Annotated in this window: 20 protein-coding genes; 11 read left to right on the forward strand and 9 right to left on the reverse strand. The window is 64.7% G+C overall.

What is annotated here, in order from left to right:
• The first annotated feature begins 158 nt into the window (after nucleotides 1-158).
• Nucleotides 159-584, forward strand: coding sequence for an SRPBCC family protein (locus tag M2336_RS14835; RefSeq protein WP_264573078.1), 426 nt, complete (start codon nucleotides 159-161; stop codon nucleotides 582-584).
• Nucleotides 585-603: 19 nt separating this feature from the next.
• Here the strand turns inward: M2336_RS14835 and M2336_RS14840 are convergent, their stop codons facing one another.
• Entirely contained in the window at nucleotides 604-1488 is an 885-nt protein-coding gene (locus tag M2336_RS14840; protein WP_264573079.1) for an SDR family oxidoreductase, read from the reverse strand.
• Nucleotides 1489-1649: 161 nt separating this feature from the next.
• Between M2336_RS14840 and M2336_RS14845 the strand changes: the two genes are divergently transcribed.
• The gene (locus tag M2336_RS14845; protein WP_264573080.1) at nucleotides 1650-2567 is read left to right on the forward strand and encodes a ketopantoate reductase family protein; all 918 of its coding nucleotides are present in this window, start codon (nucleotides 1650-1652) and stop codon (nucleotides 2565-2567) included.
• Between the two features lie 18 nt (nucleotides 2568-2585).
• On the opposite strand, the gene M2336_RS14850 is transcribed toward M2336_RS14845, so the two are convergent.
• Nucleotides 2586-3926, reverse strand: coding sequence for an HD-GYP domain-containing protein (locus M2336_RS14850; protein ID WP_264573081.1), 1341 nt, complete (start codon nucleotides 3924-3926; stop codon nucleotides 2586-2588).
• A gap of 180 nt (nucleotides 3927-4106) precedes the next feature.
• On the opposite strand from M2336_RS14850, the gene ybaK reads away from it, so the two are divergent.
• The gene (gene ybaK / locus M2336_RS14855) at nucleotides 4107-4580 is read left to right on the forward strand and encodes a Cys-tRNA(Pro) deacylase (protein WP_264573082.1); all 474 of its coding nucleotides are present in this window, start codon (nucleotides 4107-4109) and stop codon (nucleotides 4578-4580) included.
• Nucleotides 4581-4589: 9 nt separating this feature from the next.
• Here ybaK and M2336_RS14860 read toward each other — a convergent pair whose 3' ends face one another.
• Together M2336_RS14860 and M2336_RS14865 are read right to left on the reverse strand one after the other, a co-directional pair.
• Nucleotides 4590-5696 (reverse strand): ATP-binding protein, encoded by a 1107-nt coding sequence (locus tag M2336_RS14860; protein WP_264573083.1) that lies wholly within the window; start codon nucleotides 5694-5696, stop codon nucleotides 4590-4592.
• Nucleotides 5693-6394 carry a response regulator transcription factor gene (locus tag M2336_RS14865; RefSeq protein WP_181559966.1) on the reverse strand — a complete coding sequence of 234 codons (702 nt, stop codon included), beginning with the start codon at nucleotides 6392-6394 and terminating at the stop codon, nucleotides 5693-5695. The genes M2336_RS14860 and M2336_RS14865 overlap by 4 nt, the downstream gene beginning before the upstream one ends.
• Nucleotides 6395-6665: 271 nt before the next feature.
• On the opposite strand from M2336_RS14865, the gene M2336_RS14870 reads away from it, so the two are divergent.
• Genes M2336_RS14870 through M2336_RS14880 form a run of 3 tightly spaced genes read left to right on the forward strand, consistent with a single transcriptional unit; the run spans nucleotide 6666 to nucleotide 12301 of the window.
• On the forward strand, nucleotides 6666-7706 hold the full coding sequence (locus tag M2336_RS14870) for an efflux RND transporter periplasmic adaptor subunit (RefSeq protein ID WP_264573084.1): 1041 nt from the start codon (nucleotides 6666-6668) through the stop codon (nucleotides 7704-7706).
• A 16-nt stretch (nucleotides 7707-7722) separates the two neighbouring features.
• Nucleotides 7723-10872: an efflux RND transporter permease subunit gene (locus M2336_RS14875; RefSeq protein WP_264573085.1), complete on the forward strand. Its 3150-nt coding sequence runs from the start codon at nucleotides 7723-7725 to the stop codon at nucleotides 10870-10872.
• Between the two features lies 1 nt (nucleotide 10873).
• A complete protein-coding gene (locus tag M2336_RS14880) occupies nucleotides 10874-12301 on the forward strand; it encodes an efflux transporter outer membrane subunit (RefSeq protein ID WP_264573086.1) in 1428 nt (475 codons plus the stop codon).
• Here the strand turns inward: M2336_RS14880 and M2336_RS14885 are convergent.
• Entirely contained in the window at nucleotides 12274-14706 is a 2433-nt protein-coding gene (locus M2336_RS14885; RefSeq protein WP_264593168.1) for a putative bifunctional diguanylate cyclase/phosphodiesterase, read from the reverse strand. The genes M2336_RS14880 and M2336_RS14885 overlap by 28 nt on opposite strands.
• A 237-nt stretch (nucleotides 14707-14943) precedes the next feature.
• The gene (locus M2336_RS14890; RefSeq protein ID WP_264573087.1) at nucleotides 14944-15717 is read right to left on the reverse strand and encodes an enoyl-CoA hydratase-related protein; all 774 of its coding nucleotides are present in this window, start codon (nucleotides 15715-15717) and stop codon (nucleotides 14944-14946) included.
• A gap of 308 nt (nucleotides 15718-16025) precedes the next feature.
• Between M2336_RS14890 and M2336_RS14895 the strand changes: the two genes are divergently transcribed.
• Nucleotides 16026-17417: a helix-turn-helix domain-containing protein gene (locus M2336_RS14895; protein ID WP_264593169.1), complete on the forward strand. Its 1392-nt coding sequence runs from the start codon at nucleotides 16026-16028 to the stop codon at nucleotides 17415-17417.
• 21 nt (nucleotides 17418-17438) lie between these two features.
• On the opposite strand, the gene gor is transcribed toward M2336_RS14895, so the two are convergent.
• Nucleotides 17439-18782, reverse strand: a complete 1344-nt coding sequence (gene gor, locus M2336_RS14900) for a glutathione-disulfide reductase (RefSeq protein ID WP_264573089.1) — start codon at nucleotides 18780-18782, stop codon at nucleotides 17439-17441.
• Nucleotides 18783-19031: 249 nt separating this feature from the next.
• Between gor and M2336_RS14905 the strand changes: the two genes are divergently transcribed.
• The 3 genes from M2336_RS14905 (at nucleotide 19032) to mltG (ending at nucleotide 21675) form a co-directional block, all read left to right on the forward strand.
• Complete coding sequence (locus M2336_RS14905) at nucleotides 19032-19265, forward strand: acyl carrier protein (protein ID WP_181559973.1); 234 nt, start codon at nucleotides 19032-19034, stop codon at nucleotides 19263-19265.
• Between the two features lie 170 nt (nucleotides 19266-19435).
• A complete protein-coding gene (gene fabF, locus M2336_RS14910; RefSeq protein ID WP_264573090.1) occupies nucleotides 19436-20695 on the forward strand; it encodes a beta-ketoacyl-ACP synthase II in 1260 nt (419 codons plus the stop codon).
• Nucleotides 20696-20703: 8 nt separating this feature from the next.
• Complete coding sequence (mltG, locus tag M2336_RS14915; RefSeq protein WP_264573091.1) at nucleotides 20704-21675, forward strand: endolytic transglycosylase MltG; 972 nt, start codon at nucleotides 20704-20706, stop codon at nucleotides 21673-21675.
• 7 nt (nucleotides 21676-21682) lie between these two features.
• On the opposite strand, the gene M2336_RS14920 is transcribed toward mltG, so the two are convergent.
• Complete coding sequence (locus M2336_RS14920) at nucleotides 21683-22087, reverse strand: sugar transporter (protein WP_264573092.1); 405 nt, start codon at nucleotides 22085-22087, stop codon at nucleotides 21683-21685.
• 86 nt (nucleotides 22088-22173) lie between these two features.
• On the opposite strand from M2336_RS14920, the gene M2336_RS14925 reads away from it, so the two are divergent.
• Nucleotides 22174-22701 (forward strand): 2'-5' RNA ligase family protein, encoded by a 528-nt coding sequence (locus tag M2336_RS14925; protein WP_264573093.1) that lies wholly within the window; start codon nucleotides 22174-22176, stop codon nucleotides 22699-22701.
• Between the two features lie 82 nt (nucleotides 22702-22783).
• Here M2336_RS14925 and M2336_RS14930 read toward each other — a convergent pair whose 3' ends face one another.
• Nucleotides 22784-25165, reverse strand: a complete 2382-nt coding sequence (locus tag M2336_RS14930) for a TonB-dependent receptor (protein WP_264573094.1) — start codon at nucleotides 25163-25165, stop codon at nucleotides 22784-22786.
• Between the last annotated feature and the right edge of the window lie 30 nt (nucleotides 25166-25195).

Below are 25195 nucleotides of genomic sequence, written 5' to 3' on the forward strand. Positions count from 1 at the left end.
TGGTACGCGAAGGCGCAAGCATGCGATGGCCACTTTCCGGATCGATCCCTGCCTCATGCTGCATTGACAGGGCGCTCCGACATGCAGGAGGATGGACCGAGAGGCATCGCAAACGGATGAGAAGGCGAACGCCTGCCGGCAAGGAGAGATCAGCCATCATGACCAGCGAAATGATCACCGTCGAAGCGCTTGTGGAGGCGCCCATCGATCATGTCTGGCGGTGCTACACGACGCCTGAAGACATCATGCAGTGGAATGCGGCATCCGACGACTGGCATACGACGGCAGCAAGCGTCGACCTTCGCGAAGGCGGCGCATTCTCCTCACGCATGGAAGCCAAGGATGGCAGCGTGGGCTTCGATTTCGCGGGCACCTACACCCGCATCGAGCCGGAGCGCCTGATTGAATATGCGTTCGGAGACCGCACCGCCCGCGTGACGTTCGCGTCTGCAGCGAATGGCACCCATGTTCAGGTGCAGTTCGAGCCGGAGGACGAACATAGCCGCGATTTGCAGCGGGACGGCTGGCAAGCGATCCTCGACAATTTCGCCCGCCACGCCAAACAGGCGCATCAGGCAGGCTGACCCGCCCAATGGGTGGTGGTCAGTCGATCACGTCCATCGCCATGAGCCGCGCGACCGTCTCGTGCCTGAAGCGCTCGAAACTGCTCCGTGCCTCGGGCACCGGCAGACCGGTCACGAAGGCGGTTTCCAGATCCTGATGCATCGCGCGCATTTCCGGCAGGAATTCGCTGTGCGTGAGGATGTGCGGGCGGTTTTCGCGGATCGCCTCGACCACCAGTCGGCCCATTTCCAGAGGATCCATGGCGGCGCGCATCGCGGCCCAGAAGCGCTTGACGAACACACCCTCCTCGCCCGGCGGCGCGCTGCTGTCATCCTCCGGCACCGGCATCAGTGCGCTCTCCACCGCGCCCGGATAGAGGCAGGACACGCCGATGCCATGCGGCGCGAGATCGAGCCGGAGCGTCTGGGTATAGCCGCGCACGGCATATTTGCTCGCAGCATAGGCGCCGGCGCCGGGCAGCGGGACCATGCCGGCCATGGAGGCTGTGTTGATGACATGGCCGCCCTCACCCTGCGCCTTGATGATCGGCACGATGATCTTGCAGCCGTTCACCACCCCGCCAAGGTTTATGCCGATGGTCCGGTCCCAATCCTCAAAGTCTGGATCATCCGCCGCACCGCCGCCACCGACGCCCGCATTATTGGCCAGCAGGTGGATCCTGCCGAACATATCCAGCGCCTCCTGCGCCGCTGCGCGCAGGGCGGCCCGGTCGGTCACGTCCACCTTGATGAAGTGCGTGGCATTGTTGCCCGTCATCAGCTCGCGGGCGGCATCGAGATGGTCCTGATTGTAATCGGCGATAACGAGCTTCATGCCTTCGGCGAGGAACGTGCGCGCCATGCCGAGGCCAATGCCACTCGCCCCGCCCGTCACGACGGCCACCTTGCCCGCAAAATTTTTCATGCCCGCCTCTCCTCATGGTCCGTGCGCCTTTGAGCGTTACGCATTGCAAACAGGGTAACCCGCCGGAGGATCGGCGCCAAGCGGCTTGACCCATGCCGGACCGGACGCCATCAGGGCCGCGCGTGAGTGCTGCCGGGCAGCCATGGAATAAGGAGACGCAGGTGCAGTCCATTTTGATGATCGGCGCGGGCTCGATGGGCTGCCTGTTCGCGGCACGCATTGCCGAGAGCGGCGCGGACGTGCTGCTCATCGATGTCGACAAGACCCGCATCGAAGCGATCGACCGGGACGGCATCCACCTCACCGACGACAATGGCACGCGCACCATCTCGCTGCGGGCCGGACTTGCGGCCGATGCCCAGCCGCCCATCGATCTCGCTCTGCTCTTTACCAAGGGGATGCACAGCCGCTCGGCGATCCAGTCGATCGCGCATCTCGCGGCCAGCGGCACCTATGTGCTCACGCTCCAGAATGGCCTCGGCAATCCGGAGATTGTGGCGGAAAGTTTTCCTCAGGACCAGATCCTCAAGGGGATTGCCGCGCTTCCGGCCGACCTCCATGGCCTCAATGGTGTGGAATCCCACGGCACCGGCCATGTCGAGTTGGGCGCGATGACGCCGGCCGGCGCGCAAGCGGCGCAGGCCGCGACCGCCCTGCTCGCCCGCGCCGGTTTCGACGCGCGCTACAGCACGGACATTGATGTCGCGATCTGGGAAAAGGTCGCCTTCAACGCTGCGCTCAACCCGCTCGGCGCCGTCACCGGCCAGCCCAATGCCGGCGTGGACAACGCCCCCGGCCGCCGCATCATCGCAGCGATCGTCGACGAGGTGGTGGCCACGGCCAAGGCCCATGGGGTGACGGTCGACCATGCTCGCATCACCGCCAGCATCAACCATGCGCTGGCCGAACATCGCGGTCACAAGGCTTCCATGCTGCAGGACATGATTGCCGGCCGTGCCAGCGAGATCGACTTCATCAACGGCGCCATCTGCGACCGCGCCCAAGCGGTCGGCGTCCCCGCGCCCAGCAATCAGACCATGGCCGATCTTGTCCGGTTGATGGAGCTGGCCCGGCGATAATCCGAGCTAAAACATCATTTATTGCAGCGCCTTGCAGGCTGCATTGAAGACCATCTCTCGCAGTGCCGGAAAATCGTCGATCCCGTAGTCGGCAGCGTCATCGCTGCAGGCGATCTCGACGCGGCCTTTCCACAGCCGCAGGTCAATATCCTCCGGCTTTATCACCCGGCGCGCGGCGATGTCGTAGAAGCTCCAGACGCGCGGCGTGGTATATTCGCCGACATTCTGCTCCACCACCAGCGCCAGGCGCCCGTTGCTCAGGCGCACCACCGAGCCGATGGGGTAGACGCCCACGCTCTCGATAAAGTGATCGAGAATCTCGTCATCCAGCTCGCCTTCCATGCCCCGCATCAGGCCGAGCGCGGCATTGGGGTCGATCCGTGGCCGATGCGGCCGGTCGGACGTCATTGAGTCATAGACGTCGCATACGGCCGCCATGCGGCCAAACAGGCTGATATTCTCGCCAGTCAGTTGGTTGGGATAACCGGAGCCATCGCAGCGCTCGTGATGCTCAAGGCAGACCAGTGCGACATCCTCGGCGATTTCGCCGCCCATCTGGAGGAACTCATAGCCAAGCGTGGTGTGCGTCTCGACGATCTTGCGCTCGCCCTCGCTCAAATCGTCGCTGATCGTCGCCACGTCGATGGGCAGATGGCCCATGCCCACGTCCATCAGCAGCCCGGCCAGCCCGGCTTCCTTCACCCGAGCATCATCGAGGCCCATCTGGCGGCCCAACGCGATCATCAGCGCGCTCACCGCCAGGCCGTGTGCATAAAGCGAACTATTCTCGCGGCGGATGCGCATCAGGCCGTTGAAGGCGTGCGGATTGCGCTGCACGGAGGCGAAGAGATCCTCGATCACCGGCTCCACCTGCCCGCGCGAGATGGCTTTGCCCAGCCGGGCCTGCTCGAAGACGGCGCTCATCACGCGATTGGACCGCGCCACCACGGCCTTGGCATGGCCCACCTCCGCGCCGACGCTCAAGGCCGTCGTGGAGCGGGGATTGAACGGAACGACGTTCGATCCGCTCGCGCGCTCCGGCACCAGCTTGCGCAGCCGCTCCATGCGCACCCGCTCGGCAAGACCGACACCGCCCGAGGGGGCGGAGGAGCCTGCCGCCACGAGCGGTCGGCGCAGCGTCGTCGTCGGCGGACGCGGACCGCCCGCACCCGCGACATCATCGCCCTTGTCGATGTCGATCATCACGCCCTCAACCTCGCTGGCGCGCAGGTCGGCGAGGATCTGGGGATCGGTCAGCAGGAATTTCGTCCGCCAGAACGGATGCTTGAGCCACGGCCCTTCAAGTTTGTGAATGAACATGCCGAGTTTCACGTCAGCAACATCGATTCTCTTGAGCATCTGGACTCCGCCGGTCAGGTACGAGCGACGACGATGGCGCCCGCACGATACTGAACGGCTAAGAGCCATGGTTATTTAATGGTTCGCCTTGTCCGTGCACCATGATTGTCCGCCATTTTGCGGCCAGGGACGAAACGGCGCTGCATTGACATCGTGAACAGTACGCAGCACGCAGCGCGCATGGCAAAGGAAACCCGCGCCACTCGGGCGCTGAGCAAGGCCGGCATCGCCTTCACCATCCATCTCTACGATTATGATCCGGCTGCCGCCCATATCGGCTTGCAGGCTGCCCAGGCGTTGGGCCAGCCACCCGAGCGCGTCTTCAAGACACTCATGACGCTGGTGGATGGCAAGCCGGCCTGCGCCATCGTTCCGGCGAGCAGCGAAGTGGCGATGAAGAAGTTTGCAGCCGCCCTCTCCGCCAAGAGCGCTGCCATGATGAAGCCGGCCGATGCCGAGCGCCTGAGCGGCTACAAGGTGGGCGGCATCAGCCCTTTTGGACAGATGAAGCCGATCCGCGCGGTGATCGACGAGAGCGCTTTGGCCCAGCCGCACATCTATCTGAATGGCGGCCAGCGCGGCCTGCAACTGTGCATGGCGCCAGATCAGGCGATCGCCGCACTTGGCGCGACGGTTGCGGCCATCACCGCCTAACGCGCAGGATCAGGCGAGATCGCCTTGCGTGGGCACTGATGGGCCACGCGGCTTCCATCGCGACATGGTGAGGGTGAAGCAGGAGCCCCCATTGACCGTGCGGTAGGTCGCTGCGCCCCCATGCGCCTCGGCGATGCCGCGCACCACGGAGAGGCCAAGACCGCTGCCTTTCGCCGCTCCGCCCTGCTCCATATAGCGACGGAACGGATCGAAGGCATGGCGGGCGAACTCCTCCGTCATCCCTGGCCCTTCATCGGTCACGCTCAGGAGCACGCTGGACGAGGAGATGCGCAGCGTCACGGCCAATTGACCGGGGTCGGCATGGCGATGAGCGTTCTCGAGCAGCGCCATCAGGGCCTGCCGGATGCGTGCGGTATCGACATAGCATAGGCCGCGATCGAAGGCGGTGACGATGCGGAAGCCCGCGGTCTCCAGCTCGGGCTGCATCAGCCGGACGACCGTCTCCATTTCTTCGGCGAGATCGACCTGCTGGAAGCGCATGTCCAGCCGGCCGCCTTCCATGAGGCTCACCGTGCGGAGATCCTCGATCAAGCGGGTCAGGGCATTCACTTGCGTGACGAGCGAGCGCAGCAGCGGCGGATCGGGCGCAAACACCCCGTCGGCGAGGCCCTGGAGACGTCCGGACAGGATCGTCACCGGGGTGCGCAGTTCATGCGCGATGGTCGCGTTCCAACGGCGGACGGCCTCGCCCGCCTGCTCCAGCCGGTCGGCCAGCAGATTGAAATCCTCCACCAGCATCGTGGCCTCGGTCGGCGCCCGATCATCGCTGCGCGCACGGACCTTGATATTGCCATCCGCAATGATCCGGGCGGTCTGCGCAACCGAAACCAGTGGCTGAACGATCCGCCGGGCCAGCCGCGTCGCCACCAGCACGGCAATGCCGGTGGAGACGACGCAAAACAGCCCGATGAGCAGCCATTCGATGCCGTGCGGGCGCCAGTCGTCCGTCAGCGGAAACAGCATATGCGGCGCCACCCGGATGATGACGCCATAAAAGATATAGAGGCCGATGATCGTGATCAGCACGGAAGCGACCGTGGAGATCACCGTGGACAACACGATCTGCCGCCCCAGACCGCCTGCCGGCTTCTTCATGAAATATCTGCCAGACGAAAGCCCACGCCGCGCACATTGTTGATGAAGCCATGCGCACCGGCATCCTCCAGCTTGCGCCGCAGCTTGCTCAAATGCGTATCCACCGTCCGGTCGAGCGCGTCGCCGCCCGGCAGGCAGGCATCGACCAGTTCACCACGCGAGAACGCCCGCCGGGGCGCGCGCGCCATGTGCGCAAGAATGCGGAACTCGGTGAGGGTGAGAGACAGGCTCACGCGTTGCGGATCGTCCCCGACGATCACGCTGGCCAGATGGCTGTCCATATCGATTTCGATCGGCCCCACTCGCAGGGTGGAGCCCCGGCTGCCGCCGGACCGGCGCAGCACGGCGCGCGCCCTTGCGGCCACCTCCAGCGCGTTGAACGGCTTGACGACATAATCGTCCGCTCCGATGCGCAGCGCCTGCAGCTTGTCGATATCCTGATCGAGCGCAGTCAGCATGATCACGGGGGTCGAGCCGCGACGCCGCAACTCGGCCAGCACGTCCCAGCCGTTGAGCCGCGGCATCTGCACATCGAGCATCACGAGGTCCGGCTTGAGCGCAAGGTGCAACTCCAGCGCGGTTCGCCCGTCGGCGGCACGGACCGTCCGGAAGCCTTCCCGCTCCAGATAGGCGGCGATGACATCGGCGATTTCCGGTTCGTCTTCCGCGACCAGCACGAGCGCGTTTTCGGCATCCATAGCATATCCTTCTGCCTGCAAGCCGTTACCGCAGTTCCAAACGGGGGGCCACCTGCCTCCACAATTTCTCCACACTTGACCAACACTGCCTCGACAAGCCAGTCCCAAAGGGCCAGCGCGGACAAGCAAAAATCAAGAGTCGGACATGATGACAAAATGCCCCCCCAGGCGCTCCGGCGCCTATATCGTTATCGCGTCGATGGCGCTTGTATTGTCCGCCTGCTCAGGAGGTGAGACCCCATCCTCGCCGCCGCCGCCAGAGGTATCGGTCGTGAAGGTCTCCCCCTCGCGCGTCGACGTGGCGGACGAACTGCCGGGCCGGGTGATGGCCTTCCGTGTGGCGGAAATCCGCCCGCAGGTGAATGGCGTCATCCAGCGCCGGCTGTTCGAGCAGGGCTCCGAAGTGCGGGCCGGCCAGCCCCTGTTCCAGATCGACGCGACGCCGTTCCGCGCGGATACACAGAGCGCCGCAGCCGCCGTGCAGCGCGCACAGGCCGCCCTCAATCGCGCTCGCATCCAGGCCGAGCGCCTGGCGCCGCTGGTGAAGGTCGATGCGATCAGCGGACAGGCCTATGATGATGCCGTCGCCGCGCGCGATCAGGCCGCTGCCGACCTCGCCCAGAGCCGCGCCACGCTGGCGCGCCAGCAGGTCGATCTCGGCTTCGCCACGATCCGCTCGCCGATCAGTGGCCGGATCGACCAGTCCATGGTGACCGAGGGCGCCCTTGCCGCCGTCGGCGGTGCAGAACCGCTCGCCACCGTCCAACAGATTGACCGCGTCTATGTGGACGTGCGTCAGCCGGCCGCCCGCCTCGAAACGCTGCGCGAGGCGGCGCGTGCCGGCAATTCCGCCCAGGGCGCGCCCGTGGAGATCCTCTCATCCGAGGGCAAGCCCTATGCGGCGACCGGGCGCCTGCTCTTCTCCGGCATCAGCGTCGATCCAGGCACGGGCGAGGTGATCGCCCGGGTCGAGGTGCCCAATCCCACGCGGGCGCTGCTGCCCGGCATGTTCGTGCGTGCGCGCCTGCCCCGCATGGTTCTGCCCAGTGCGCTGACTCTGCCGCAGCAAGCCGTGCTGCGCGATCCCGCCGGTCAGGCCAGCGTCCGGATTGTTGGGAAAGACGGCAAGGTCGAGCTGCGGCCGGTGCAGACCGGGGATGTGCGCGACGGAAACGTCCTGATTACGCAAGGCATCAAGGCTGGTGAAACCGTGATTGTCGAAGGGCAGGATCGGGTCCAGCCCGGCGCCACCGTTTCGGCCAAGCCATGGCGCCCTGCAGCCGCCGCCAAGCCCGCCGCGGCCGCGCGCTGAAGACGAAAGCGAACCCATGCCCCGTTTCTTCATCGATCGGCCCGTTTTCGCCTGGGTGGTCGCCATCGCGATCATCCTTGCGGGCGTCATCGCCATCCCGCGCCTGTCGCTGGAGCGCTACCCGAGCATCGCCCCGCCAAGCGTCGAGATCACCGCGACCTATCCCGGTGCCACACCGCAGACGCTGAATGACAGCGTCGTCAGCCTGATCGAGCGCGAACTCTCAAGCGTGCGCAACCTGCTGTACTTCGAGAGCTCGACGGATACGTCCGGTCAGGCGACGATCACCGCGACCTTCCAGCCGGGGACCAACCCGGAGCTGGCGCAGGTCGACGTGCAGAACCGGCTCAAAGCCGCCGAGCCGCGCTTGCCGCAGATCGTCCGCCAACTCGGCATTCAGGTCGATTCCGCCAATCGCAACTTCCTCAATCTGGTGAGCCTGGAATCGTCCAACGGCCAGCAGAACCTCGAGGAACTGTCGGATTATGCGGCGCGCTATGTTGTCGAGGAGCTCAAGCGTCTCCCCGGCGTCGGCCGTGTCCAGCTCTTCGGCGCCGAGCGCGCGATGCGCATCTGGGTCGATCCGGCGAAACTGGCCTCCTACGACATTGCGATGAGCGATATCACGACCGCGATTGCTGCACAGAACACACCGGTTTCGCCCGGCGTGCTGGGCGGCGAGCCGATTGCCGAAGGCCAGCGCGTCAAGGTTCCGATCACCGTCGAGGGCCAGCTGAAAACCCCCGAGCAGTTCCGCGAAATCGTGCTGCGCGCCGGAACGGATGGCTCCGCCCTGAAGCTGGGCGATGTCGCCCGGGTCGATCTTGGTTCCGCGTCCTACTGGTTCCAGACGCGCCTCAACGGCAAGCCCGTGGCGTTGATGGCCGTCCAGCTCGCGCCCGGCGCCAATGCGGTCTCCACCTCCGCCCGCGTGCATGAGCGCATGGTCGAGTTGGCGCGGGCCATGCCCAGCGGCATGTCATACCGCATTCCGTTCGACACCGCGCCTTATGTGAAGATCTCGATCGAGAAGGTCATCGAGACGCTGGTCGAGGCGATGGTGCTCGTCTTCCTGGTGATGTTCGTCTTCCTCCAGAAATTCCGCTACACCATCATTCCCGCCGTCGTCGCACCGATCGCCCTGCTCGGCACCTGCGCCGTCATGATGCTGGCCGGCTATTCCGTAAACGTGCTGACTATGTTCGGCATGGTCCTCGCCATCGGCATAATCGTCGACGACGCCATCGTGGTGGTCGAGAATGTCGAGCGCATCATGGCCGAGGAAGGGCTGCCGCCCAAGGAAGCCACACGCAAGGCCATGGGCGAGATTACGGGCGCCATCATCGGCATCAGCCTCGTCCTCACCGCCGTGTTCGTGCCAATGGCATTCTACAGCGGCTCGGTCGGCGCGATCTACCGGCAGTTCACCATCTCCATGGCGGTCTCCATCCTGTTCTCGGCCTTCCTTGCCCTGAGCCTGACGCCGGCGCTCTGTGCGACATTGCTCAAGCCGGTCACGGGCCATGAAACCAAGAAGGGCTTCTTCGGCTGGTTCGACCGCAAGTTCGACACGATGACGCACGGCTATCACAACTGGGTAACGCGCGCCCTGAAGCGCAGCGCGCGGATGATGGCGAGCTTCGCGGTCATCGTGGTGCTTATGATCGTCGGCTATACAAACCTTCCGTCATCGTTCCTGCCCGATGAAGATCAGGGCTATTTCATGACCGTCTTCCAGCTTCCCTCGGACGCGACGTCCGGCCGGACGCTGGAAGCGCTGGAAGTCTTCGAGAAGCACACCGCGCAGCGCGCCGGCATCGCCGATACCATCTCTGTGCTGGGCTGGGGCTTCTCCGGCGCGGGCGCCAATGTCGGCCTTGGCTTCACGATGCTCAAGGATTGGAGCGAGCGTGACGGCGCGACCGCATTTGGCGAGGCCGGCGCGGCAAATCAGGCCACCGGTGCCGGCGTGCGCGAAGGGCTCGTGATGAGCCTCATCCCGCCCTCCATCGATGGCCTCGGTACCACCGGCGGCTTCTCCGCGCGCCTTGAGGACCGCTCGGGCCGTGGGTTCGATGCCCTGATGGCCGCGCAGTTCCAACTGCTCGGCATGGCCGCGAAAAACCCGGCCCTTGCCGGCGTCTATCCGGAAGGCTTGATGCCCGGCACCAGCGTCGAGATGGTGATCGACCGCCAGAAGGCGCAGGCCATGGGCGTGCCCTTCGAGTCCATCACCTCCACGCTGAGCGGGGCCATGGGCTCGGCCTATGTCAACGACTTCCCCAATAATGGCCGGATGCAGCAGGTCATCGTGCAGGCGGATGCCCCCTTCCGCATGAACCTTGAGGATGTGCTCAAGCTGTATGTCCGCAACGCGGCCGGAAACACGGTCCCGCTCTCGGAGCTGGTCACGCCGCGCTGGGAGACCATGCCGCTGCAGCTGGTGCGTTATAATGGCTATCCCGCCATGCGCATTGCCGGCCAGCCCGCGCCCGGCCACTCCAGCGGCGAGGCCATGGCGGAGATGGAGCGTCTTGCGAGCCAGCTGCCGCCCGGCTTCGCCATCGAATGGACCGGTCAGTCGCTTCAGGAAGTGCTCGCTGGCAATCAGGCGATCCTGCTGCTGGGCCTCTCCATGCTGGTCGTCTTCCTGGTGCTGGCCGCGCTGTACGAAAGCTGGGCGATCCCGGCGGCGGTGATGCTGGTCGTCCCACTCGGCGTGCTCGGCGCCGTGCTGGCGGTCACGCTGCGCAGCATGCCCAACGACGTGTTCTTCAACGTGGGCCTGATCACGATCATCGGCCTCAGCGCCAAGAACGCAATCCTGATCGTGGAATTTGCCAAGCACGCTTATGACAACGGCATGTCTGCGGTCGACGCCGCGTTGCACGCCGCGCGCCTGCGCTTGCGGCCGATCCTGATGACCAGCTTCGCCTTCACGCTCGGCGTCGTTCCGCTGATGCTGGCGGGCGGTGCGAGCAAGGAGACCCAGCGGGCCATCGGCACGGGCGTCTTCGGCGGCATGATCAGTGCCACCATTCTCGCGATCTTCTTCGTCCCCGTCTTCTTCGTGGTGGTGATGAAGCTGGTCGAGCGGCAAAAGCGCAAGAAGCATGTCGATGGTTCATTGCAGACGCCTGCCGCCTACCCCGCATCGGAGAATTGAGATGCGTAAATTTGCCCTCGCGGCGTTGCTGCTGACCAGCGCCTGCTCGATGAACCCCCGGCTGGAGACACCGCCTGCCCCGGTTGCGCCGGTCTACCCGCTCGCCTCTCCCGAAGAGGCAGCCAGTGCCGCCGCGCTGGGCTGGCGCGAGATGTTTGGCGATCCGCGCTTGCAGCGGCTCATCGAGCTGGCGCTGGAGAATAACCGCGACCTGCGCGTTGCCACCCTCAACGTCGAGGCGGCCCGCGCCCAGTTCCGCGTCGCCAGGGGCGCGCAATTGCCCACACTGGACGCCAACGCGGCTTATTCCCGGCAACGTGTTTCGGCGACCACGGCTCAAACGGGCGCTGGCGCGGAGTTCAGCCAGTTCTCCGCCAATGCTGCGCTGACCAGCTTTGAGATCGATCTGTTCGGTCGCCTCCGCTCGCAGAGCGAGGCCGCCTTCGAGCGCTATCTCGCCACTGACGAAGGCCGCCGTGCCGCGCGCATCGCGCTGATCGGGTCGATCGTCGATGCCTATCTGGCCGAACGGCTCGCCGAGGAGCAGCTTGCCCTCACCGACCGCACGCTGGGCGACTGGCAGGATTCGCTCGCGATCACTCGCCGTCTCCAGCAGGCGCGGCAGGTCAGCGGGCTCGATGTTGCGCAGGCAGAGGGACAGGTGAGTCAGGCCCAGGCCGATCAGGCGATGCGCACGCGGATGCTGGCCGAGGCGCGCAACGCGCTGCAATTGCTGGTCGGGGCGCCCCTGCCCGCCGACCTGCCCGCCCCCATCGCGCTCATGGACCAGCCGATCCGCACCCAGCTGCCGGTCGGCCTGCCCTCCGCCCTGCTCGCCAGCCGGCCGGACATCCGTCAGGCCGAGCATGAGCTGGTCGCCTCCAATGCCGATGTCGGCGCCGCCCGCGCCGCCTTCTTCCCGCGCATTTCGCTCACAGGTCTGTTCGGCTTCACCAGCATGGCGCTGGACAGCCTGTTCGATAGCGCAAACCGCAACTGGTCGTTCACGCCGCAGATCACCCAATCGATCTTCAACGGCGGCAGTTTGCAGGGCCAGCTCGATCTGGCGAAGGTTCGCAAGTCGATCGCCATCGCAAACTACGAAAAGGCCATTCAGTCTGCGTTCCGCGAGGTCGCAGACGGGTTGGCCGGGCGGGAGACCTATACCCGCCAGATCGAAGCCCAGCGGGGCGTGGCCCAGTCGGCCGCGCGGCGCGCCGAGCTTTCCCGCCTGCGCTATCAGGCCGGGGTCGATGCCCGGCTGGAACTGCTCGATGCGCAGCGCAGCGATTATGCTGCGCGGCTCGCACTGCTGGAGTTGCGGCGTCAGGAGCTCTCCAGTGCCGCCGGGCTCTACCGGGCCCTGGGCGGGGGCGATGAGCCGACCGCGCCGACTGCTGGTCAGCCGACGCCGCCGAACTCCCAGTGACCATAGGCTTTCCCTCGCAGCAGTGAGGGCACCTGTGACGCCGGAACCGGCTTACTGAACAAGAAGCCCTGCCCCAGCGTGCAGCCCCGCGCGCGGAGATAGCGGGCCTGCGCGATGGTTTCGACGCCTTCCGCGACCGTCTGCATCCCCAGGCGCCGGGCCATCTGCAACACGGCGTCGATGACGGCCGTCGCGCCCGGCGTGCTGTCCTCGATCCTGTCGATGAACGACTTGTCGATCTTGATCACGTCGACGGGAAATTGCTGGAGATGGCTGAGCGAAGCATAGCCCGTGCCGAAATCATCGAGCGCGACCATCACGCCTAGGCCGCGCAGTTCCTCGAGCATCCGCGCGACTTCTGGCCCCAATTGCCCGATAAGCACAGTCTCCGTCACTTCGATGTCGATCTGGGCAAGACCCTGCCGATGGGTCCGGGCGGCATCCTCAAGACGTGTCGGCAAACTCGGCGCGCGAAAGTCGCCCGCGGACACGTTGACCGCGATCCGCCCCGGCTCCAGCCCATCGGCCCGCCAGCGCGCGATGTCCGCAAAGATGCCGCAGATCATCCGGTCGGTCAGCCGCACCGACATTTCGGCATCCGAGAACGCCGCCTCGATGGCGGCAGGCGGCAGAACCTGGCCGTTCTCGGCCACCCGCAACAGCGCTTCCCAGCCGTCGATCTGCCCGGTCTGGAGGTTCACCTTGGGTTGGTAGAACGGCACGATGCGGTCCTCGTCCAACCCTGCGCGCGCCATGACCAGCATGCGGGTTCGCCTCTCGGATGCCACCTTGAGTGACGGGGAGAACTCCCGGACGGAGCCGGGCATGTCGGCCTTGGCTGCATAGAGAGCGAGGTCCGCCGCGATCAACAAATCCCCGGGCTCAAAGCCATCGCGCGGCCAGACAGCGACACCGACGGAAAAGCTCACTGGAATGCGCAGTTCTTCGATCTGCACCGGCACTTCAAAGCAGCGCTTCAAGGCGTCCGCTACCGCGCGATATTCGTCCGCCGCAGACAGGCCAGGCAAGATGATCGCAAATTCATCGCCGCCCAGCCGAGCCGCTGTCGCCCCTTCGGGGATACAGGAGGACAGGCGCCGAGCGACCTCCACCAACACCCGGTCGCCTGCGGCATGGCCGAGCGAATCGTTCATTTCCTTGAATCCATTGAGATCCAGGATCATGAGCGCCACCGGATCACCGGAATCACATGCCGCGTCGATCGCGGCCTGAATACGAACGCCGAAGAGCGCCCGGTTCGGGAGCCTCGTAAGGTGGTCGTGATACGCAGCCCAGTTCAGCTCGGCCTGGGCCTGCTTCTGCTTCGTGATATCCAGTATCGACCCGACAAGCCGGACGGGTACACCCTTGTCGCCGCGCACGATGACACTTCGCGCCTTGGTATCGATGAACGTCCCTTTAGCGGTGCGAAACCGAAACTCCTCGAGCCAGAACTTCTGGCCGCTCTCCAGCGCCCGCCTCTGGTTGGCGAGGACCCGCTCCCGGTCATCGGGGTGAATACGCTCGATCCACCAATCGAAATGCGTGGCCTGCTCCAGTTCTGGATAACCCAGGACTTTTTTGTACGCCCCGCTCCAGGTCGTAATGCCGGTGGGCAAGGAGCAATCCCATATGACGTCGTTCCCAGCTTCTGCCGCCAGGCGGTAGCGCTCCTCGCTCTGCCTGAGCGCGGTTTCGGCGATCACATGGTCGTGAATGTCTTCCAGCGTGCCATACCAGGCGAGGACTTTGCCATCTTCACCCCGGTGAGGCCGTGCGCGCGCCCGGTACCAGCGGTACATCCCGTTCGCCATGCGGATGCGATAGCGGACATCGGCGGCATCCGACTGATTTTTGACAACGTCCGCCCATAAGGCCTGAACGGTCGGAAGGTCATCAGGATGAACGGCCTGCGTCCATCCATATCCTAGCCCGGCCTCTAGATCGAGGCCCACCTGTTCAGCCCAAAGTGGGCCAATTTCGGTGATGCGTCCCTCCGCATCGGCCATCCAGGCGATCTGGGGATTGAGCTCGACATAGGCGCGATGATGCGCTTGCACATGGGCTAGTTCATCGAGCGCCTCGGCAAGCTGGCCGTCATCCGCCGATGCCGCACTGCCACCCATCAATCCACGCCAGGCCAGAACAAGGGCGGTCATGAAGAGCAGACTGGCCACGCCTTCGACGATGATACGATCCATGTCAGGCCCGGTAGTCGTTCCGGCACGCGCACCCAAGGCCGCAACCCCTGTCAGCAGGATCGCTGAAAACGAAACGCCCGTCACCAACCCCGCCAGCACAAGCCAGGCCCGACGTACGCTCTGCGATTTCATGTTGAACGTATGACCGAGAATGGCCGTGGCCGTTAAAATGCCAGACCCGCAAATCGCCACAATGATCAGCATGCCCCGAATCTGCTGATCAACCACGACCAGATGGTAAAAGCTCTCCACGCCGTCCAATCGTCTCTGAGTTTAGGAGAGTGCTAAGCGTTCAAAGGTTAGTAAAACGTTGCCATAGGACGAAACGAACGGGCTATCGTCAGATCGATCAAATGGTGCTCACAAAGCAGGAAAGATGACGCAAAGAAAAATCGCAGTTTTCGGCTCGACCGACGAGCCGAATTCCGTAGCGTTTCTCGCTCAATCCCCCTGAAAGCGCGGCACCCGCTTCTCCAGAAAGGCCGCGACGCCCTCCTGAAAATCCGCGCTGTGGCCGGCCGCTGCCTGATTGGCGGCTTCGATGCCCATCGTCTCCGACAGGCTGTGATTGAGTGCGGCAGCGACCTGCTTACGGATCATGCCGATGGCGCGGGTCGGCCCCTGCGCGAGTTTGAGGCCAAGACCGCGTGCGGTTTCGCCGAGCCTCTCGTCGTCGGTCACGCGGGCGACCAGTCCGGCGTCCTGCGCCTCCCGAGCGCTCATCGGCTCACCAAGAAGCGCCAATTCCAGCGCCTTGGCGCGCCCGGCGCTCTTCGCGACCAGCCATGTCGCGCCAGCATCGGGCACGAGCCCGATATTGACGAAGCCAAGCTGCAGATAGGCAGAGCGCGCCATCACCACGATGTCCGCTGCTAGCGCCAAGGCAACGCCAGCGCCGACAGCCGGCCCGTTGATCGCGCTCACCACCGGGATATCGAGGCCGGCCAACCGCAGGAACAGAGGATGATAATAGGTCGCCAGGGTCTCCCCGAGATCGGCGCCCATGCCTTCGCTATCGGCCAGATCCGCGCCGGAGCAGAACGCCCTGCCCGTCCCGGTGATCAACACGGCCCGCGCACCTGCACGCACGCCCTCATCGAGCTTGCGGGTCAGGTCTGCCAGCAGGCCGGTGGAAAGGGCATTGAGCCGCTCGGGGCGGTTAAGGGCAAGGGTCAGCACCCCATCGTCCAGCGTGGACAGCACGATCTCGCTCAATCGATCCTCCCTTGCGGCGCGGTTGCCGACCGCTGTTCTGACTGGGCGCAGGCTAGCATCGTACCCGCGCGCGGCAAGCGTCGCGCCAGAGCGAGTATGGATCGGCAAACACGAGCAGCAATTTGCGGAATTGCGAAATGAGCTGGTTCCGCTACGGTGCGGGCGTCTTGAAGGACGTCCTGGTTTATCGGCACAGGCGCTAACCCGCGGATGAAAAATTTGCGGATCGTGCCCACTGTCCCGGCCAGTGCGGCGATCCCTCACCCCGACTCGTACCCCGGAGACAGTCCTTGCCACGCGGAAACAGATTGTTCGTTGGCCAGAAAGTGCGCGACCTGCGTCTGCAGAGCCGGCTCGATCAGGCGGACATGGCGCGGCTGCTGGGCATCTCCGTCTCCTATCTCTCGCAACTGGAGAATAACGACCGTCCCCTGACCGCACGGGTAAAGGCCGCGCTGGCGGCGGCCTTTCCGCTCGACTGGTCCGATTTCGATGCCCGGCCTGAGGAGCAGTTGCTCGGCGCCTTCAACTGGGCGCTCGCCAATCCCGGCCATCGCTCACCGCCTCCCGATCCCGAGCGGACCGAGCGGCTGCATGTTCAATACCCCGAATTTGCAGCGCGCTATGTCGAGTTGCATCACGCGCTCCGACAGACCGAAGGTCGGCTGGCCATGGCCGAACAGGCGCTTGGTAACGGCCTGCTGCCGGGCGCACGCGCGACTTTCGATCAGGTGAGCGATCGGCTGCGGCTGTTCGACAATTATTTCCATGATCTGGACACCGCCGCCGAGGATCTCGCCACGCAGCTCAGCATCGGCGCGCGCTCCGATGCGGAAGGCACCTTAGCGACGCTCAGCGCGGCACTGCGCGACGAGCATGATTGCACCGTCAGTCGCGAACCACTCAAGACCACGCTGTTGCGCGCGCCCTCCCCCGATGGCCGGACCTTGCACGTCAATGACCGCCTGCCCGCCGCGAGCATCGCCTTCCAACTCGCCAGCCATATCGTGCATTTGCGCGGGCTGGCCGATTCCACGATGCGCGGGGTCATCGCCCAGCATCCGGTCGGCGCGCCTGCCGATGCCCTGCTGCATCACGCGCTCGTCAATTATGGCGCTGCCGCCTTGCTCATGCCTTATGGCCTGTTCCGCGAGACGGCCCGGACGCTCCGCCATGATGTGGATGCGCTGGCGGCGCGGTTTGGCGTAAGCATCGAGCAGGTCGCGCATCGGCTCGCCACGCTACAGCGACCGGGACAGCGCGGCATTCCCTTCTTCTTCTGTCGCATTGATCCGGCCGGCAACATCACCAAGCGGCATAGCGCCACGCGGCTGGACTTTGGCAGCTATGGCCCGCTCTGCCCCCGCCTGAGGTTGCACGAGGCCCCGACCCGTGCTGATTACAGCGGTGCGGAGCGCGCGGAAATGCCCGATGGCGTGCACTATATCCTGCTTGCCCGCGCCATCGCACGGCCAGACCGTCGCCATGCCATCGTGCTCGCCTGCGAACGCGATTATGCCGCCCATCTCGCCTGGGCGGACGGGCTGGACCTCGCCGATGATACCGCAGTCACCCCGATCGGGCCGGGCTGTCGCCTTTGCCCGCGCGAGGGCTGCCCGCAGCGCGCCTTCCCGCCCATCGACCGCCCGATCCATGTCGAGAGGGATGGCCGGCACGTCATTCCCTACAGCATCGGCTGAACCGCGTGCCGGCCTAAACCTTCAGCGCATCAGCACCAGCTCTTCCGCCATGCTGGGGTGCAGCGCGACGGTGGCGTCGAAATCGTCCTTGGTCAGGCCCGCCTTCACCGCGATGGCCGCAGCCTGGAGGATCTCGGGGGCATCCGGGCCGATCATATGGATGCCGACCACCCGCCCGGTCGTTTCCTCGCAAATCAGCTTGTAGAGACTGCGCTCGTTGCGATTGGCCAGCGTGTTCTTCATCGGCCGGAAGTCGGAGGTATAGACCTTGACCGCGCCCAGCGTGTTGCGTGCCTCGCCCTCGGTCATGCCGACAGCGCCGATTGGCGGATGGCTGAACACGGCGGATGGAATGCAGCCATAATCCACCGTCCGCGGATTGCCGCCGAACACGGTGTCGGCGAAGGCATGGCCTTCACGGATCGCCACCGGGGTGAGCTGCACCCGGTCGGTCACGTCGCCGACTGCGTAGATGCTCTCGACGTTGGTGCGGCTATATTCGTCGACCTTGATCGCGCCCTTCGCCGTTTCCACGCCAACCTTGTCCAGGCCCAGCCCGCCGATCTTGGGATTGCGGCCGGTGGCGAACAGCACCAGATCGGTCTCGATCGGATCGCCACCATCGATAAAGACCTTGAGGGAGCCATCCTCCTGCTTCTCGATCTTTTCGAGCGGCGCGTTGAAGCGGAAGTTGATGCCCTTGGCCATGCTGATCTGCAGCAGCCGGTCGCGAATCTGCTCGTCATAGCCGCGCAGGATCTGGTCGCCACGCAGCACCACCGTCACCTGACAGGCGAACTCGTGAAAAATGCCGGCGAACTCGTTGGCGATATAACCGCCGCCGAAGATCGCAACGCGCTTGGGCATCTTTTCCAGATGGAAGACCTCGTTGGAGGTGATCCCCAGCTCCGCACCGGGCACATCGGGCACATTCGGCCAGGCGCCGACCGCGATGAGGATGACCTTGGCGGTCACCAGCTTGCCGCTGGCCAGCCGCACCTCATGAGGCCCCTCCACCGTCGCGCGCTCGTGGAAAGTCGTCACTTTGTTATTGTCGAGCGTCTGCTGATAGAGCCCTTCGAGCCGGGAGACCTCCCCGATCACATTGTCGCGCAGGGTGGGCCAGTCGAAGCTGCAGTCCGAAATATCCCAGCCGAAACGGCGGGCATCCTTAATGTCCTCGGCGAAATGCGCGCCATAGACGAGCAGCTTCTTGGGCACGCAGCCCCGGATCACGCATGTCCCCCCGACCTTGTGCTCCTCCGCCACGGCGACCTTGGCACCATGCGCCGCTGCAATGCGCGAAGCCCGCACGCCGCCCGATCCGGCACCGATTACGAACAGGTCGAAGTCATAGTCGCTCATCAGAAGAGATCCTCGGATTGTCTTGATCGTGTCCGCGCATATGGGCGTGAGTGCATCGCGCGCAAAGCAATTTTGCGAGGGACGCCACCAGATTCGCTACGTCTTCCGACGCCGCGCAACGCTGCGAGTGGACGGAAAGGCGCCGCGCACGGGGCAATTGCGCCCGCTATCGCTAGCCTCTTGTCACGCCCCGCCCTAGGCTCTAGGGCATCTCCAGATTGAAGACCAAAGTAAAGCAAAGGACCTCTCATGAGTGAGACCGCGGATCGCGTGAAGAAGATCGTCGTCGAGCACCTCGGCGTCGAGGCGGACAAGGTGACCGAAGACGCGAGCTTCATCGACGATCTGGGCGCTGACAGCCTCGACATCGTCGAGCTCGTCATGGCTTTTGAGGAAGAGTTCGGCGTCGAAATCCCCGACGATGCTGCCGAGAAGATCGCCACCGTCAAGGACGCGATCGATTTCATCGACGGCAAGCAGTAAGATAGCGGGAGCCCGGTTCGCGGCCTCGTCGCGGACATGCACCGGCCAGTGAATACACATGGATACGGCTCTCCGGTTGCGGGTTTGACTCGCCATGGGAGGGCCGTTCGTGTTTGATCAGCGCCCGGCGTTCCGGGCAACTGGCCGGGTGACTGGATCAGGAGAGTGAAATGCGTCGTGTCGTCGTAACAGGTCTCGGCATGGTTTCGCCCCTTGGCGGCGACGTGGAGACAAGCTGGAAGAACATCATCGCCGGCCGGTCGGGCGCGGAAACGATCACCCGTTTCGACGCGACCGATTTCCACACCAATTACGCCTGCGAAGTGAAGGCCCCGGATCATGAATTCGGCTTCGACCCGAACAAGCGCGTGGATCACAAGGTCCAGCGTCAGGTCGATCCGTTCATCGTCTATGGCATCGACGCGGCCGGCCAGGCCATAGAAGATGCCGGCCTGACTGAGATGAGCGAAGCCGAGCGTCTGCGCACCGGCTGTTCGATCGGTTCGGGCATTGGCGGGCTGCCGGGCATCGAGAGCGAATCGCTGGTGCTGGAGCATAAGGGCCCCAAGCGGGTCTCCCCGCACTTCGTCCACGGTCGCCTGATCAACCTGATCTCCGGTCAGGTCTCGATCAAATATGGCCTGATGGGCCCTAATCACGCCGTCGTTACGGCCTGCGCGACGGGCGTTCACTCGATCGGCGACGCGGCGCGGATGATCGCGCTCGACGATGCCGATGTGATGCTCGCCGGCGGCGCGGAAAGCGCCATCTGCCCGATCGGCATTGCCGGCTTCGGTCAGGCGCGTGCCCTTTCGACCGAATTTCGTGACGAACCCTGGCGTGCCAGCCGCCCGTGGGATCAAGCGCGTGATGGCTTCGTCATGGGCGAAGGTGCCGGCGTGGTCGTGCTCGAAGAATATGAGCACGCCAAGGCGCGCGGCGCGAAGATCTATGCCGAAATCCTAGGCTACGGCCTCTCGGGCGATGCCTATCACGTGACGGCACCCCATCCGGAAGGCTCTGGCGCCTATCGCGCGATGGAAATGGCCATGCGCCGGTCCGGGCTTTCGCTCGCCGACATCGATTATGTGAACGCCCATGGCACCTCCACCCCGCTCGGCGACGAGCTGGAGCTTGGCGCAGTGCGGCGGCTGTTCGGTCCCGCACTGGAGACCATGTCGATGTCGTCCACCAAGTCGGCCATCGGCCATCTGCTCGGCGGTGCCGGCGCGGTCGAGACGATCTTCTGCATCCTGGCGATGCGCGACCAGATCGTGCCGCCCACGCTCAACCTGGATGATCCCAGCGACAGCTGCCAGGGTGTCGACCTCGTTCCGCACACGGCAAAGCAGCGGAAGGTCAAGGCCGTGCTCAACAACAGCTTCGGCTTTGGCGGCACCAACGCCAGCCTTGTGCTCAAGGCTCTCTGACGGCCGCAATGCGCCGCATCGTCCTCACGGTCGCTGCTCTGCTGCTGGCCGGACTGGCCGCTGCGGCGCTTCTCTTCGTCCATGGCTGGTCGAGGCCCGGCCCGCTTGGGGCCGACGCGACGATCATCGTTCCCGAGGGCGCGACGCTGCGCAAGGCGGCCGACGAGCTGGAAGCGCAAGGCGCCATCGGCTCCGCCACCGCCTTCCTTGCCCGCGCGCGGGTGCTGGGGCCGGATGGGTCGATCAAGGCGGGCGAATATCGCATCCCCCGACGAGCGAGCAGCGCTGACATTCTGGGCATTCTCCAGAGCGGCAAAACCCTCGTCCACCTCGTCACCATCCCAGAGGGCATGCCCTCCATCCTCGTGCATGAGCGGCTGATGGCCAATGACGAGCTGACCGGAGACATTCCCGTGCCCGAGGAGGGCTCGGTGATGCCCGACAGCTATGGCTACCAGAAGGGCGAGACCCGCGCGGCAGTGCTTGGACGGATGCAGGCCGCAATGACGAGCTTCATTGCCGCGCAGTGGCCCAAACGCTCGGCTGCAACGCCAGTCAAGACACCTGCGCAGGCCGTCACCCTCGCCAGCATCGTGGAGAAGGAAACCTCCATCCCCGCCGAGCGGCCCACGGTGGCCGGTGTCTACGCCAATCGCCTGCGCGAGGGTATGATGCTGCAGGCCGACCCCACGATCATTTACCCGATCACCAAGGGCAAGCCGCTTGGCCGCCGCATCCTCCAGTCGGAGATCCGCGCGGTGAACGACTATAATACCTATGCAATGACCGGCTTGCCCAAGGGGCCGATCGCCAATCCGGGACGCAGTTCCATCGAGGCCGTGCTGCGGCCGGCGGCAACGAAAGCGCGCTACTTCGTCGCGGATGGCAAGGGCGGGCATATCTTCGCGGAGACGCTGGCCGAGCACAATGCGAACGTGCGCAAATGGTATGACATCCGCCGTCAACGCGGCGAAATGTGAGCTTTGCTCAGCGGAGCAAACCCCTGCTCCGCAACCGCAGCGCATAGCCCAGTTGCAGCATCGCAATCAGCACGATGAAGGCCGGGAACAGCGCCGCACTCGCGCCCTTGACTGCCAGCAGATCGGTGCCGAGGAAGGAGTAGCTGAACTGGACCAATATGGCGATCAGCGCGATGAGCGAGAACCAGACGGCGGCGGCGCGCCGTGCCAAAAGGGCAACGGCGCCGGCAAACGCGGCGGCGACGGCCACGCCGTAGCTCAGCCAGGCCCAGCGCGGCATGTTGGCCCAGATTTCCGCCTGATAGGAATCGGCCATCGCCAGCTCTTCGAGATTGGCGGTCGATTGGACAATGAAGGCGGCGATTCCGATCAGGGTCCATATCAGAAACAGAATAGCCGGAATCTGCGACATGCTCCGGCTGCGATGGTCCCCCTCACCCGTCATCACACACCACCTCCCCATGGCTTGTTGCACAGCCACTTTAGCCCGGTTCTGACATGACGCAAACTGTCCTCGAACTGCCGCGCGGCCCCCTCATCGTCACCGCCCATTTGAGGAGCGCGGACCAAGCTTGGGCCGACCGGCTGCGGCAGACCCATTATCCAGCCGGCCGCAATCAGGTGCCGGCGCACATCACCTTGTTCCACCATCTCCCGCCGTCCCTGCATGCCGAACTGCGGACGATGCTGAAGGGCCTAGTCGATCGTCCCGCGCCCCCGGCCAGTCTGGGCGCGCCGTTCGGGTCAGGCGGTCTTGTCGCGCTGGCGGTGGAGAGTGACGAGCTTCTCGACATACGCGCCATGATCGCCGAGCGGTTTGAGCGACACCTCATTCCGCAGGACCGCGCGCTCAAGCGCCTTCACATCACGGTCCAGAACAAGGTCGCTCCCTCTGTCGCGAAGGAGACGCTGGCGCTGTTGCGGACACAGATCCGCCCTGCCCCTCTTGGCATCGCCGGCCTTGCGGTATGGGTTTATGAAGGCGGCCCCTGGTCTGCCCTGAGCCAGCACCGCTTTCGTCGCTGATCGTTACCACAAACGAAACGGCCCGCTTCATCACGAAGCGGGCCGCTGCATCAGCCGGGCCTTGCCCGCCGTTTCGTCACAATCAGAACGAGATCGACGCCTGCACATACCAGCTGCGCGGACGAGCGTAGATCTTCTCCGCATAACCCAGCGTGCCGAGCGACGCATTGCCCTGCACCAGATACAGCTCGTCGAACAGGTTCTGCACGCCACCGGTCAGCTTCCAACCGGTCGCCTTGTTAGCCAGCGTGACGGAGGCATTGCCGACGAAATAGCCGTCCTGCTCGATCTCCGGCACGCTGCCGGTGATGAACTTGAGGCTGGCGCTGTAATTGCCGTCGAAGCGAGGCGTCAGCGTCACGTCGTCGTTGAGCGGGATCTCATAGCCGATGCCGAAATTGCCCTGGAAGGAGGGCGTGAACGGCAGGTCATCGCCCGGCTGAACCGTCGCCGTCGCGCCCGGAACAGGCGTGATGCTCAGGATCTCATCGTTGAGCGTGCTCGCCGCGATGTCGATCCGCAGGCCGTAAGCGCGCGGATGATAGCTCAGCTCGCCTTCAAGCCCGCGAATACGCGCCTTGCCGCCGTTGAACAGCAGCGGCACGACACCCTGACGGAAGATCAGCTGGATATTGCTGTAATCCGCCTGGAAAGCCGCCGCGTTGAAGCGGAAATCGCCGAAATCGAACTTGGCGCCAATCTCGTAGCTATCCACCTTCTCCTCGTCGAACGGCGTCGGCACATTGCCCGGAGGCGCCGCATTGTAGCGCGTGTTGAAGCCGCCCGACTTGAAGCTGCGCGAGTAGGAAATGTAGGTGCTGACATTGCGCGTCCACGAATAGCGCACGCTCGCCGAGCCGGTCAGCGCAGAGAAGCTCTGCGAATAGGGGCCCGGATAGATGAACAGCGGGCCACCCTGCGGGATCGCCAGCGTCGGCAGCGGATCCGGGTCCGGCAGCGTGGCTGGGAACAGGTTGAACACGATGCCGTGATATTTCTTCTTGTCCCGCGTGTAGCGCAAACCGCCAGAAATCTCGAGATTCTGGATCGGCTTGACCGAAAGCTCGCCGAATACCGCGATGGAATCCGTTTCCAGATCAGAAACCTGCAGGTCGCGCGAGCCGGGGCCGCCTGCCAGCAGGGACCCGATCACCGGCGGCGACGGCGGGAAGGCCAGCGGCACGGTCGCCCGCTCGTTGGTCTTCTCATTGAAGTAATAGCCACCGATGATGCCGTTGAGCACCGGCGATTCATACTGCAGCTGGAGTTCCTGGCTATACTGGTCGGACTGCGAGCCCACATCCGTGGTGATCAGCAGCAGCGGGGTATTGTCCGCATCGCGCACGCCGCGCGACTGGGTGGAGCGATAGGCGCTGATCGACTTGAGCAGGACATTGGAGGTCACATTCGCGGTGACCGTTCCCGAGACGCCCCAGACCTCCGAGGTGCTCAGCACCGGTGCCGTGCCGCCATTGACGAACGGGCCCTTGTTCTGGAAATTGTTGGCGCAGCGGGCATCGTTGATCTGCGGCACGTTCGGCGCCCCGAAGCGCGGATCGCCCGGCGTGAGCGGGGCGAACGGAATGGTGGCGCCGGGGCAGCCGGCAGCCACGCTCGCGATCGCCGCGACCGGTGCGTTCCGGTTCACGCCGGCGAAGACGAACGGCGCCCCGTTCTCGTCCCGCTTGGTGTAGTCACCGCGAATGTTCACCTTGATGTCCGGGCTGGCTTCCCAATAGAGCGCGCCATTCAGCGTCGCGCTATCGTCATTGCCGAGATCGATGCCATCATATTCGCGGATCACATAGCCATCGCGCTTGCGGAAACCGCCCGAGACGCGCGCCGCCAATGTGTCGCCCAGCGGAATGTTGAGGGCGGCAAAGCCTTCCATCAGACTGTCCGAGCCAAGGCGCAGACGCACATCCGCGCCGAACCGGCCCAGCTCCGGCTGCTTGGTGCGCACGAGAATGGCGCCGCCAATCGTGTTGCGACCAAAGAGCGTGCCCTGCGGGCCGCGCAGCACTTCAACGCCGGCGATATCGCCGAAGTCGATGGCGCCACCGACAGCGCGGCCGACATAGACTTCATCCAGATAGATGCCCACGCCCGGATCGACCGCCGCCGTGGGATCGAGCTGGCCGATGCCGCGGATGAACACCACCGTCGCGGCGGAGTTGCCGGAGAGCTGGCCGGCCGTCTTGAACTGGAGGTTGGGCGTGATCGTCTCGAGATCGGACGTCTGGTTGATCTGGCGATCTTCGAGCACCTGCGCATCGAAGGCGGAGATCGCGACAGGCGTATCCTGCAGGGATTCGGCCCGGCGACGCGCGGTCACGATGATCGTGCCGGCTTCCGATTCCGTATCCATCGCCTGGGGCGTCTGGGTCGCGGCCGTATCCTGCGCCAAGAGCGGCGTGGAGATCAGCGCGCCGAGCGCTGCGCCAATGAGAAATGGGGCTTTCATGATATCCTCCCTGTGGTTTCTTGGTCGGCG

The sequence above is a fragment of the Sphingobium sp. B1D7B genome (genome assembly GCF_025961965.1).
In the GTDB taxonomy this organism is placed as follows: Bacteria; Pseudomonadota; Alphaproteobacteria; order Sphingomonadales; family Sphingomonadaceae; genus Sphingobium.